Here is an 11376-nt window from a genome sequence, read left to right on the forward strand (position 1 = left end):
TGTTCTGGGGTGTTGGTCACCGGTCGACGCCTCCCATCACGGGGTCGATGGACGCCACCGCGACGATCACGTCGGCGACCTGGCCGCCCTCGCACATCGCCGCCATGGTCTGCAGGTTGGTGAACGACGGGTCGCGGAAGTGCACCCGCTGCGGCCGGGTGCCGCCGTCGGAGACGACGTGCACGCCCAGCTCGCCCTTGGCGGACTCCACCGCCGCGTAGGCCTGGCCGGGCGGCACCCGGAAGCCCTCGGTGACCAGCTTGAAGTGGTGGATCAGGGCCTCCATCGAGGTGCCCATGATCTTGCGGATGTGGTCGAGGGAGTTGCCGAGGCCGTCCGGCCCGAGCGCGAGCTGCGCGGGCCAGGCGATCTTCTTGTCGGCGACCATCACCGGGCCCGGCTCCAGCCGGTCCAGGCACTGCTCGACGATGCGCAGCGACTGCCGCATCTCCTCCAGGCGGACCAGGAAGCGCCCGTAGGAGTCGCAGGTGTCGGTGGTCGGCACCTCGAAGTCGTAGGTCTCGTAGCCGCAGTACGGCTGGGCCTTGCGCAGGTCGTGCGGCAGGCCCGCGGACCGCAGGATGGGTCCGGTGGCACCGAGTGCCATGCAGCCGGCCAGGTCGAGGTAGCCGACGTCCTGCATGCGGCCCTTGAAGACCGGGTTGCCGGTGGCGAGTTTGTCGTACTCCGGGAGGTTCTTGCGGAAGGTCTTCACCAGTTCCCGGATGTTGTCGACGGCGCCGGGCGGCAGGTCCTGGGCGAGGCCGCCGGGGCGGACGTAGGCGTGGTTCATCCGCAGGCCGGTGATCAGCTCGAAGGCGTCCAGGATGAGTTCACGGTCCCGGAAGCCGTAGATCATGATCGTGGTGGCGCCCAGCTCCATGCCCCCGGTGGCGATGGCGACCAGGTGCGAGGAGATCCGGTTGAGCTCCATCATCATCACGCGGATGACGGTGGCCCGGTCCGGGATCTGGTCGGTGATGCCGAGCAGTCTCTCGACCGCGAGGCAGTACGCCGTCTCGTTGAACAGCGGCGTCAGGTAGTCCATGCGCGTCACGAACGTGGTGCCCTGCGTCCACGTCCGGTACTCCATGTTCTTCTCGATGCCGGTGTGCAGGTAGCCGATGCCGCAGCGGGCCTCGGTGACCGTCTCGCCGTCGATCTCCAGGATCAGCCGCAGCACGCCGTGGGTGGACGGGTGCTGGGGGCCCATGTTGACGACGATCCGCTCGTCGTCGGCCTTGCCGACGGTCTCGGCGAGTTCGTCCCAGTCACCGCCGGTGACGGTGAAGACCCGGCCCTCGGTGGTGGCGCGCTCTTCGGCTTGCTGAGGCGATGCGTAGCTCACGAGTACGACCTCCGCTGGTCGGGAGCCGGGATCTGGGCGCCCTTGTACTCGACGGGGATGCCGCCGAGCGGGTAGTCCTTGCGCTGCGGGTGGCCCTGCCAGTCGTCCGGCATCATGATCCGGGTCAGCGCGGGGTGGCCGTCGAAGACGATGCCGAAGAAGTCGTAGGTCTCGCGCTCGTGCCAGTCGTTGGCCGGGTAGACCGGGACGAGCGACGGGATGTGCGGGTCGCTGTCGGGGGCCGAGACCTCCAGCCGGATCAGCCGGTTGTGGGTGATCGAGCGCAGGTGGTAGACGGCGTGCAGCTCGCGGCCCTTGTCGCCGGGGTGGTGGACGCCGGAGACCCCGGTGCACAGCTCGAAGCGCAGCGCCGGGTCGTCGCGCAGGATCCTGGCCACCCGGGGCAGGTGCTCGCGGGCGATGTGGAAGGTGATCTCGCCGCGGTCGACCACCGTCTTCTCGATGACGTTGGCCGGGAGCAGGTCCTGCTCCTCCAGCGCGCCCTCCAGTTCGTCGGCGACCTCGTCGAAGTCCCCGTACGCGGATCCGCCGTACGGCCGGGAGGCCTCCCCCGGCATCCGCACCGTGCGGACCAACCCGCTGTAACCGGACGTGTCCCCACCGTTGTTGGCGCCGAACATGCCGTGCCGCACGCCGATGACCTCGCCGTGGTCACCGCGCTGGCCGGGGAGGTTGGTGGCGCTGACGTCCTTGTCGGGGTTGACGCCGTTGCTCCCGGCGCCGTTGGCTTCGGAGTCGCTCACCGCAGCAGCCCCTTCATCTCGATCGTCGGCAGGGCCTTCAGCGCCGCCTCCTCCGCCTCCCGGGCCGCGCGCTCCTTGTTCACGCCGAGCTTCTCGCCCTGGATCTTGGCGTGGAGCTTGAGGATCGCGTCGAGCAGCATCTCGGGGCGGGGCGGGCAGCCGGGCAGGTAGATGTCGACCGGGACGATGTGGTCGACGCCCTGCACGATGGCGTAGTTGTTGAACATGCCGCCGGAGGAGGCGCACACGCCCATGGAGATGACCCACTTCGGGTTCGGCATCTGGTCGTAGACCTGGCGCAGCACCGGGGCCATCTTCTGGCTCACCCGGCCGGCGACGATCATCAGGTCGGCCTGCCGGGGCGAGCCGCGGAAGACCTCCATGCCGAAGCGGGCCATGTCGTAGCGCCCGGCGCCGGTGGTCATCATCTCGATCGCGCAGCAGGCCAGACCGAAGGTGGCCGGGAACACCGACGCCTTGCGCACCCAGCCGGCCGCCTGCTCGACCGTGGTGAGCAGGAAGCCGCTCGGCAGCTTCTCCTCGATACCCATCGCGTTTGCCCCTGTCCTAAAGGCTGGTGTCCCAAATGTCGGGTTTCGCGTCCATTGTCACTCGGTGACTCAGTCCCATTCCAGGCCCCCGCGCCGCCAGACGTAGGCGTAGGCGACGAAGACGGTGAGGACGAAGAGCAGCATTTCCACGAGGCCGAACAGGCCGAGCGCGTCGAAGGTCACGGCCCACGGATAGAGAAAGACGATCTCGATGTCGAAGACGATGAAGAGCATCGCCGTCAGGTAGTACTTGATCGGGAAGCGGCCTCCGCCGGCCGGCTGGGGCGTCGGCTCGATACCGCACTCGTAGGCGTCCAGCTTGGCCCGGTTGTACCTCTTTGGCCCGGTGAGCGAGGCCATGGCCACGGAGAAGATCGCGAACCCCGCTCCGAGGCCTCCGAGCACGAGGATGGGCGCGTAGGCGTTCACCGTCCCGCACTCCTTCCAGTCGGCGTTGACTGACATGCCGGTCGGCGTTGGCCGGCACGACGGACCGGACCCGGGCCGGCGGGCCGCCCCACGGCGGTCCCGGCCGCGCGACGACCGGGGCAGCAGTCGCGATCCGTGGCCGCGCGGACCTAGATCACGGCTATGTGAGGCAGTTCACAAGCCCGAACCGCCTGCATCCTATGCCCGTCCGTGTGTGATCTGCGACACGGGGTGCGCCAACGACTTTGTGATCTCCACCACCTGACGAAGGATCATGAAGCCGGACGACCGGTGCCGGTCGCACGCAAAGCGCTCATCTGATCACCATAGGTCACATCAAGTCCGGTAACCGCAGGTCACACCAGTCGACGCAATACCAAGTCACGCCGTCCGACGCAAAGTTGGTCATGGCCGGTCCGTCGTGATATGGCGCGAACACGTCGGTCGTGGGCGCCGCGCGGGAGGTCGCCGACGGGTGGGGCGGGAGGCGGCCGACGGGTGCGCGCGCCCTGCCCGCGGGTCGCCGGACCGGAGGACGCGGGACACGCCGCGCTGACCCCGGGGAACTACTGTCCGTCCACTGTGTGAACGCGTGCACGAGCGGCCGGAGGCGCGCATTCCGTCACCTGCGCGTAAGAGGGGAGAAGGCGCCGTCGCGTACGGCTTTCAATGAGCCGTCAGAAGTCGGGAACGCGGGCCGGAATCGGCGGTTGTGAAGATCGAATTCGCGCGTTGTCCAGCCTGTCCACGACAACTGTGGCGCATCTTACGTTTTTTGTATGGACCCAAGAATTCCTGATAGCCATATCTGCCATGTCCCCAACGCAGACCCGGGCCCCGCAGTCCGATCCCCGCACAAACCGCCGGCGGCACGCCCGACATACCCAGCCCAACTGGGTGAAACGCGCCGGAGTTACCGGTGGCGTGATCGGTGCGGCGGTCCTGACCGCGGCGGCGTCCCCCGCCTCGGCCACCCCCGCCACCGGTGACGCGCCGGTCAACGAGGTGACCCAGACCCTCGACCTCTCGCAGCTGCGCGCGGCCGACGCCACCGCCCAGGCGGCCGTCAACTACCAGCTGCAGGCGGCCGAGCAGCAGGCCTCCACGGCCGCCGTGAAGACCGCGGAGCAGCACAAGAAGGCCGACGACGCCAAGCGCGCCGCGGCGGCCAAGGCGGCCAAGGAGCGCGCCGAGCAGGCCGCTTCGCGCTCGCAGGAGCGCCCGTCGCTCTCCCTGACGTCGAACAGCTCGTCCGCTTCGTCGTCTTCGTCGTCCTCCGCCTCCGGCAGCGTCGCCTCCGTGGTGAGCTTCGTCGAGTCGCAGGTCGGCAAGGCCTACGTGATGGGCGCGACCGGGCCCGACGCGTACGACTGCTCCGGCCTGGTGCAGGCCGCGTACCGCACGATCGGCGTGGACCTGCCGCGCGTCTCCGAGGACCAGTCGACGGCCGGCACGCAGGTGTCGCTGAGCGACCTTCAGCCCGGCGACATCCTCTACTGGGGCTCCGCGGGCAGCGCGTACCACGTGGCGATCTACATAGGCGGCGGCAACTTCATCGGCGCCCAGAACCCGAGCAGCGGCGTCGTCGAGCACCCGCTCAGCTACGACGAGCCGACCGGCGCGGTGCGCGTGGCGTAGTTCGCCGCTTTTGTCCTGCACTTGCTCCACGTTCGCCGGAATTGCCCTCTTTACACCTGAACGGCCGCCAACCCTTTGCGGGTCGGCGGCCGTTCGGCGTTCTCCGTAGCCGGGGTCAGCCGGTGAGCGGCATCGTCAGGCTGGGCTGGACCGGGTTGGCGTCGGGACGCACCCGGTTGACGGCGGTGCCGAGGGCGAAGAACTCGACCGCGTGCTCGCCCCAGTAGCGGTGGTCGTTGACCGTCGTTCCGACGACGCCGTCGGCGCCGATCTGCTGGCCCTCGTACTGCATCCGCGCCATCGCCAGCTCCCGCGCGTCGTACAACGCCTGGGTGAACTGCGGGAGTTCGGTGTTCTGGCCCGCCTGGGAGATGGTCTGCCGCAGGGTCTGGTGGGCGACGTGGTAGACGCACGAGCCGAGCGCCAGGCGGCGCGGCAGCCAGCCGTGCTGCCACAGCGTCCAGAAGTCCTGGCCGGACAGGGTCGTGGTGAACGGCCTGCCGTCCGGCGCCCGGTACGACTGCGCGCTGTCGGTGGCGCGCACCGCGGTGCCGAAGGCGATGTACTCGATGACGTCGGAGAAGAAGCCGTAGTTCATCGGCCGCAGCACGACGCTCAGCACACCGTCCGCGCCGAGCTGCGCGGCCTCGGCCTCCATGCGGCCCATCGCCAGCTCGCGGACGTTGTACATGGCCTGGCTGAGGTAGCCGAGCTCCTGGCTGGTGCGCCAGTTCCCCTGCTGGGTGCCGACGTGGTAGACGCTGGTGCCCATCACCATGCCCAGCGGCTCGAACCCGGCCTGGGTGACGAGCACGAACTCGTTCACCGACAGGTCGGAGGTGAAGCAGGGCCGCCCGGCCCGCGAGTTGTCCAACCGGGTCCGCGCCACATCCGGCAGCGGAGGCAGCGCCGGCCCGGCACCGGCAGTGGTCGTCGTCATCTTCAGGCTCCTGTTCCCCGTGGGTCCCCGGATGCTAGTGCGGGACCCTGGAGCCCGAGCACGCGGGGCGATCAGCCCCTGTTGCGCTGAACACCCCTTCCGCCCGCCGTGTTCGGTCAGCCCGCCTGGACCGGGCCGATGGTCAGGCTGTGGATGGTGGGGCCGGCGCAGTGCTGGGTGCTCCACGGGATGAACAGGGCCGCCTTCTGGTTGGGCGGGTAGACGCGCAGGCCCTGCGCCTGCGACAGCCGGCACTGGGACGGGTCGTAGCCGCCGATGCCGTTCGCGTCGTGCAGGACGGCACTGGCGGTGCCGTGCGGCTTCAGGGTGACCACGTGGGCCGGACCGCCGCTGCGCTGGGCGGCGTTGCCGGACTGCACGCCTGCCTGCTTGACGTAGGAGACGCCGGGGAAGCCGTCGAGGGTGCAGGTGGTGCCGGAGACGTTGGTGAAGACGATCTTCGAGTAGTACTGGCCCGCGCCCACGCTCGCGTCCTGCTGGGTGGCCTTGAGCTGGCCGGTGGCACACGGCACGACGCTCGCCGCGCCGCCTGCCTGCGTCCGCAGCGAGGAGGACGACGTGCCGGAGGTGGCCGTGGAGCCCGTGCCGGTGGACGTGGACGGCTGCGAGGAGGTCCCCGTCGAGCCCAAGGCGGACGCGCTCTGCGAGGCCGTCGTGCTGCCGGAGGCGGCCGTGGACGAGCCGCCCGAGGAGCACGCGGTCAGGGACAGGGCCGCCGTGGCGAGCGCGGCGGCCGATATCGCCAGTCGTGCGGACCTGGTTCGCATCGTCGAATCTCCTAACGGAAAGCCGTGGGGGGAGTCTTCACTTCCTCGTCTTTCCGACCTTGCGCCGGAGATTCCCCGATGTCACGTCCTGTTACGCGGCTATGACACGCCCCTGCCCGGCCTGCGACAATCAGGAACGCGGCGCGACCTTTTTCCGGCCCCGGTCTGCGGACGGCACGCCCCGGCCCCACCGCGATCGATCGTGGATGCTGCTCCGGGGGGCGGGGGCTAGGGTGGTGATCGATCACGGTTACCGACGAGGGGGTTCCGAGGTATGAGCGGGAGAGTGACTGCGGTCAGCAGCAACGGGGAGTATTCGTTCACCAAGCCGAACCGGGACAGTGTCCGACTGCTCGCCGGGCTTGGTGTGGAAGGGGACGTCCACGCCGGTGTGACGGTCAAGCACCGCTCGCGCGTGGCGCAGGATCCCACTCAGCCGAATCTGCGCCAGGTCCACCTCATCCACGAAGAGCTCTTCGCGGAGGTCGGCGAAGAAGGATTCAAGGTGGCGCCCGGCGAACTCGGCGAGAACATCACCACGCGCGGCATCGACCTGCTCGCTCTGCCGGTCGGCACCCTGCTGCACGTCGGCGACTGCGCGGTCCTGGAAGTCACCGGCCTGCGCAATCCCTGCCTACAGATCGACAACTTCCAGGACGGGCTGCTGAAGCAGGTGGTCGGCCGCGACGAGGCGGGGAGGATCGTACGCAAGGCCGGAATCATGAGCATCGTGAGGGAAGGCGGCGTGGTGCGCCCTGGCGACACGATCGACACAGCACTTCCCAGCGGTCCGCACCGGCCCCTGGACCGGGTCTGACCGGCCTGGCCGAGCCGTGACATCTGGCCAGGCCGTGACATGGCGATGGCCGCGCGGTTGTCGAGGCGTGAGGTCCGAGCGGGCCCGCGCGGCCACGGCCCATCGTTCCGGCGTGCGGCCCCCGGCCGCACGCACGGTCACGAACGCGGCGCGACCTTCGACAATCCGTTGATCACGCGGTCCATCGCGTCGCCGCCGGTCGGGTCGGTCAGGTTGGCCAGGAGCTTGAGGGTGAAACGCATCAGCATCGGATGGGTCAGGCCGCGCTGGGCGGCCAGCTTCATGATCTTCGGGTTGCCGATCAGCTTCACGAACGCCCGGCCCAGCGTGTAGTAGCCGCCGTACGTGTCCTTGAGGACCTTGGGGTAGCGCTGGAGGGCCAGTTCGCGCTGGGCCGCGCCCGCGCGGGCCGCCGCCTGGGTGATGACGTCCGCCGCGATCTGGCCGGATTCCATCGCGTAGGCGATGCCCTCGCCGTTGAACGGGTTGACCAGACCGCCCGCGTCGCCGACCAGCAGCAGGCCGCGGGTGTAGTGCGGCTGGCGGTTGAAGGCCATCGGCAGGGCCGCGCCGCGGATCGGTCCGGTCATGTTCTCCGGGGTGTAGCCCCAGTCCTCGGGCATGGACGCGCACCACGCCTTGAGGATCTCCCGCCAGTCCAGCTCCTTGAAGTCGGCGGAGGTGTTGAGCACGCCGAGGCCGACGTTGGACGTGCCGTCGCCCATGCCGAAGATCCAGCCGTAGCCGGGCAGCAGCCGGTCCTGGGCGCCGCGCCGGTCCCACAGCTCAAGCCAGGACTCCAGGTAGTCGTCGTCGTGGCGCGGGCTGGTGAAGTACGTGCGCACCGCGACGCCCATCGGGCGGTCCTCGCGCCGGTGCAGGCCCATGCCGAGCGACAGCCGGGTGGAGTTGCCGTCGGCCGCGACCACCAGCGGGGCGTGGAAGGTGACCGGGGTCTTCTCCTCGCCGAGCTTCGCCTCGACGCCGGTGATCCGGCCGGTGCGCGGGTCGGTGATCGGCGCGCCCACGTTGCAGCGCTCGTACAGCCGCGCGCCCGCCTTCTGCGCCTGCTGGGCCAGCTGCTGGTCGAAGTCGTCCCGCTTGCGGACCAGGCCGTAGTCCGGGTACGAGGCCAGCTCCGGCCAGTCCAGTTCGAGCCGCGCCCCGCCGCCGATGATGCGCAGGCCCTTGTTGCGCAGCCAGCCGGCCTCCTCGGAGATGTCGATCCCCATGCCGACCAGCTGCTTGACGGCGCGCGGGGTCAGGCCGTCGCCGCAGACCTTCTCGCGGGGGAACGCGGTCTTCTCCAGCAGCAGCACGTCCAGGCCGGACTTGGCCAGGTGGTAGGCGGTGGCCGAACCGGCGGGACCGGCTCCGACCACGATCACGTCGGCGGTGCGCTCGGTGGCGACGGTCGGCTCTGTCACGGTCCAGTCTCCAGTCCGCTGGGCGAATCTACGGGGTGTGCACGGGCGGGGGACGGCAGCGCGTGGGCCGGTTCCCGTCCGCGACGAGTCTAGGCAGGCGGGGCGGCGAGGGGGACGGCCGGGCGCGGTGTCACGCCAGGGCCGCGCCGGGCGGCCGCCGTCAGGGCTTCGTGGCGCGGTGCAACGCGACGATGCCGCCGGTGAGGTTGCGCCAGGCCACCTTCGACCAGCCCGCCTCGGCCAGCAGCGCGGCCAGGCCCGGCTGGTCGGGCCAGGCGCGGATGGAGTCGGCGAGGTAGACGTACGCGTCCGGGTTGCTGCTGACCGCCGTGGCGACCGGGGGCAGCGCGCGCATCAGGTACTCGGTGTAGACCGTACGGAACGGCGCCCAGGTCGGGTGGCTGAACTCGCAGACCACGATCCGCCCGCCGGGCCGCGTCACCCGCAGCATCTCGCGCAGCGCGCCCTGCGTGTCCTGGACGTTGCGCAGGCCGAAGGAGATGGTGACGGTGTCGAAGACGTCGTCCGCGAACGGCAGCCGGGTCGCGTCGCCCGCGGTGAACGGCAGGCCGGGCCGGCGCCGCTTGCCCTCGCCCAGCATGCCGAGGGAGAAGTCGCAGGGCACCACGCGGGCGCCGGCGCGCTCGAAGGGCAGCGAGGAGGTGCCGGTGCCGGCCGCCAGGTCCAGCACGCGGTCGCCGGGACGGGCGTCCACGGCGCGGGCGACCGCCTTGCGCCACAGCCTGCTCTGGCCCAGGGACAGCACGTCGTTGGTGAGGTCGTACTTGGCGGCGACGTCGTCGAACATCGAGGCGACGTCGGACGGCTGCTTGTCCAGGAAGGCGCGGGTCACGCCCCCAGCATAGGCAGCGCGCGGCGGCCCCCCGCGTACCGCCCTCACCGCCTGCGGTGCAGCACGCGCCCCGCGAGCACGGTCGCCAGGCACTCCCCGGCGTCCCCGAGGACCGTCAGGTCCGCACGGGCTCCCGGGGCCAGCGCGGGCACCACGGCCTCGTCCACCACCCTGACCCCGCTGCGCCGCGCGGCGTCCCGCAACGCCGGGTCGGTGACGTGGCGGGCGACGACGGCCGCCGCCCCCGTCCGCATCACCGCGTACACCCGCTCCCGCGGACTCGGCGCGTCCGGCAGCGGTCCTTCGTGCACCAGGGCGGGCCCGAGCGTGCCGGGCCAGCACCGCACGCGCGCGGACGGGTAACGCGCGGTCAGCTCCTCCAGACCGCCGACCGCCTCGATCCGGTCCCCCGACACCACCACAGCGCCCTCCGGCACGGGCGGCCCGGACTCCCAGCGCGTCCGCAGCAGCGGCGCGGTGTGAATCGTCAGCACCAGGGACTACGACGCGTCGATGAGCTTCAGCTCGGGATGCGCCGTGCCCCCCTCGATCGCGGTGGACGAAAGGTGCGACACCACATGGTCGTTGACCGGGTCGTTCGCCGGGTCGTCGTGCACGACGAGGTGCTCGTACGTGGTCGCCCGCTGCGCCGGGACGCGGCCCGCCGAGCGGATCAGGTGGATCAGCTCCATGCGGTTGGAGCGGTGCTTGGCCCCGGCCGAGGAGACCACGTTCTCCTCCAGCATCACCGAGCCGAGGTCGTCGGCGCCGTAGTGCAGCGACAGCTGGCCGACCTCCTTGCCGGTGGTCAGCCACGAACCCTGGATGTGCGCCACGTTGTCCAGGAAGATCCGGGCGATGGCGATCATGCGCAGGTACTCGAAGAGCGTGGCCTGCGTCATGCCCTTCAGGTGGTTGTTCTCCGGCTGGTAGGTGTACGGGATGAACGCGCGGAAGCCGCCCGTGCGGTCCTGGACGTCGCGGATCATGCGCAGGTGCTCGATGCGCTCGGCGTTGGTCTCGCCGGTGCCCATCAGCATCGTGGAGGTGGACTCCACGCCCAGGTTGTGCGCGGTCTCCATGATCTCCAGCCAGCGTTCGCCGGACTCCTTGAGCGGGGCGATCGCCTTGCGCGGGCGCTCCGGCAGCAGCTCGGCGCCCGCGCCCGCGAAGGAGTCGAGGCCGGCGGCGTGGATGCGGCGGATGGCCTCCTCCACGGAGACACCGGAGATGCGGGCCATGTGCTCGACCTCGGAGGCGCCGAGGGAGTGGATGACCAGCTGCGGGAACGCCTTCTTGATGGCGGAGAAGTGCTCCTCGTAGTACTCGACCCCGTAGTCGGGGTGGTGGCCGCCCTGGAACATGATCTGGGTGCCGCCCAGCTCCACGGTCTCCGCGCAGCGGCGCAGGATGTCGTCGAGGTCGCGGGTCCAGCCCTTGGCGGTGTCCTTCGGCGCCGCGTAGAACGCGCAGAACTTGCACGCCGTCACGCAGACGTTGGTGTAGTTGATGTTCCGCTCGATGATGTACGTGGCGATGTGCTCGGTGCCCGCGTAGCGGCGGCGGCGGATCGCGTCGGCCGCGGCGCCCAGCGCGTGCAGCGGCGCGCTGCGGTACAGGTCGAGGGCTTCTTCCGGGGTGACCCGGCCCCCGGCGGCGGCACGGTCGAGCACGGACTTGAGGTCGTCCTGCGAGGTCACCACGTCGTCGTCCCTCCGGGGTTGCGTTGACGGACCGTCTCAGCCTACCGGGTCGCATGCGGCGCCGTTCTGGCCCGTTTCGTCCCCATGGCGGGCCGCCGCGAGCCTCTTGGGGCGGGGC

At 70.4% G+C, this 11376-nt stretch carries 12 protein-coding genes; 2 read left to right on the forward strand and 10 right to left on the reverse strand.

The window, feature by feature from the left end; all coding sequences use genetic code 11:
* Positions 1 to 16: 16 nt before the first annotated feature.
* The 4 genes from CK485_RS05300 to CK485_RS05315 all read right to left on the reverse strand — a co-directional run bounded on the left by CK485_RS05300 (position 17) and on the right by CK485_RS05315 (position 3092).
* On the reverse strand, positions 17 to 1348 hold the full coding sequence (locus CK485_RS05300) for an NADH-quinone oxidoreductase subunit D (RefSeq protein WP_109447379.1): 1332 nt from the start codon (positions 1346 to 1348) through the stop codon (positions 17 to 19).
* Positions 1345 to 2112, reverse strand: coding sequence for an NADH-quinone oxidoreductase subunit C (locus tag CK485_RS05305; RefSeq protein ID WP_109447381.1), 768 nt, complete (start codon positions 2110 to 2112; stop codon positions 1345 to 1347). Before CK485_RS05305 ends, CK485_RS05300 begins: the two co-directional genes overlap by 4 nt.
* Complete coding sequence (locus CK485_RS05310) at positions 2109 to 2663, reverse strand: NADH-quinone oxidoreductase subunit B (protein ID WP_109447383.1); 555 nt, start codon at positions 2661 to 2663, stop codon at positions 2109 to 2111. Before CK485_RS05310 ends, CK485_RS05305 begins: the two co-directional genes overlap by 4 nt.
* Before the next feature lie 69 nt (positions 2664 to 2732).
* Positions 2733 to 3092: an NADH-quinone oxidoreductase subunit A gene (locus CK485_RS05315; protein ID WP_109447392.1), complete on the reverse strand. Its 360-nt coding sequence runs from the start codon at positions 3090 to 3092 to the stop codon at positions 2733 to 2735.
* Positions 3093 to 4016: 924 nt separating this feature from the next.
* Here CK485_RS05315 and CK485_RS05320 point away from each other — a divergent pair.
* Positions 4017 to 4730: a C40 family peptidase gene (locus tag CK485_RS05320; protein ID WP_342673455.1), complete on the forward strand. Its 714-nt coding sequence runs from the start codon at positions 4017 to 4019 to the stop codon at positions 4728 to 4730.
* A 115-nt stretch (positions 4731 to 4845) separates the two neighbouring features.
* Here the strand turns inward: CK485_RS05320 and CK485_RS05325 are convergent, their stop codons facing one another.
* Positions 4846 to 5670, reverse strand: a complete 825-nt coding sequence (locus CK485_RS05325; RefSeq protein ID WP_109447396.1) for a heavy metal-binding domain-containing protein — start codon at positions 5668 to 5670, stop codon at positions 4846 to 4848.
* A gap of 116 nt (positions 5671 to 5786) precedes the next feature.
* Positions 5787 to 6458 carry a DUF4232 domain-containing protein gene (locus tag CK485_RS05330; RefSeq protein WP_109447398.1) on the reverse strand — a complete coding sequence of 224 codons (672 nt, stop codon included), beginning with the start codon at positions 6456 to 6458 and terminating at the stop codon, positions 5787 to 5789.
* Positions 6459 to 6732: 274 nt separating this feature from the next.
* On the opposite strand from CK485_RS05330, the gene CK485_RS05335 reads away from it, so the two are divergent.
* Complete coding sequence (locus tag CK485_RS05335; RefSeq protein WP_199239230.1) at positions 6733 to 7275, forward strand: MOSC domain-containing protein; 543 nt, start codon at positions 6733 to 6735, stop codon at positions 7273 to 7275.
* 137 nt (positions 7276 to 7412) lie between these two features.
* On the opposite strand, the gene CK485_RS05340 is transcribed toward CK485_RS05335, so the two are convergent.
* The 4 genes from CK485_RS05340 to mqnC all read right to left on the reverse strand — a co-directional run bounded on the left by CK485_RS05340 (position 7413) and on the right by mqnC (position 11255).
* Entirely contained in the window at positions 7413 to 8702 is a 1290-nt protein-coding gene (locus CK485_RS05340; protein ID WP_109447402.1) for a geranylgeranyl reductase family protein, read from the reverse strand.
* A 160-nt stretch (positions 8703 to 8862) separates the two neighbouring features.
* Complete coding sequence (locus tag CK485_RS05345; protein WP_109447404.1) at positions 8863 to 9555, reverse strand: demethylmenaquinone methyltransferase; 693 nt, start codon at positions 9553 to 9555, stop codon at positions 8863 to 8865.
* A 44-nt stretch (positions 9556 to 9599) separates the two neighbouring features.
* Positions 9600 to 10049, reverse strand: a complete 450-nt coding sequence (locus CK485_RS05350; RefSeq protein WP_109447406.1) for a hypothetical protein — start codon at positions 10047 to 10049, stop codon at positions 9600 to 9602.
* 6 nt (positions 10050 to 10055) lie between these two features.
* On the reverse strand, positions 10056 to 11255 hold the full coding sequence (gene mqnC / locus CK485_RS05355) for a cyclic dehypoxanthinyl futalosine synthase (RefSeq protein WP_109447649.1): 1200 nt from the start codon (positions 11253 to 11255) through the stop codon (positions 10056 to 10058).
* Between the last annotated feature and the right edge of the window lie 121 nt (positions 11256 to 11376).

Source organism: Streptomyces sp. ICBB 8177, from assembly GCF_003144095.1.
Taxonomy (GTDB): domain Bacteria; phylum Actinomycetota; class Actinomycetes; order Streptomycetales; family Streptomycetaceae; genus Streptantibioticus_D.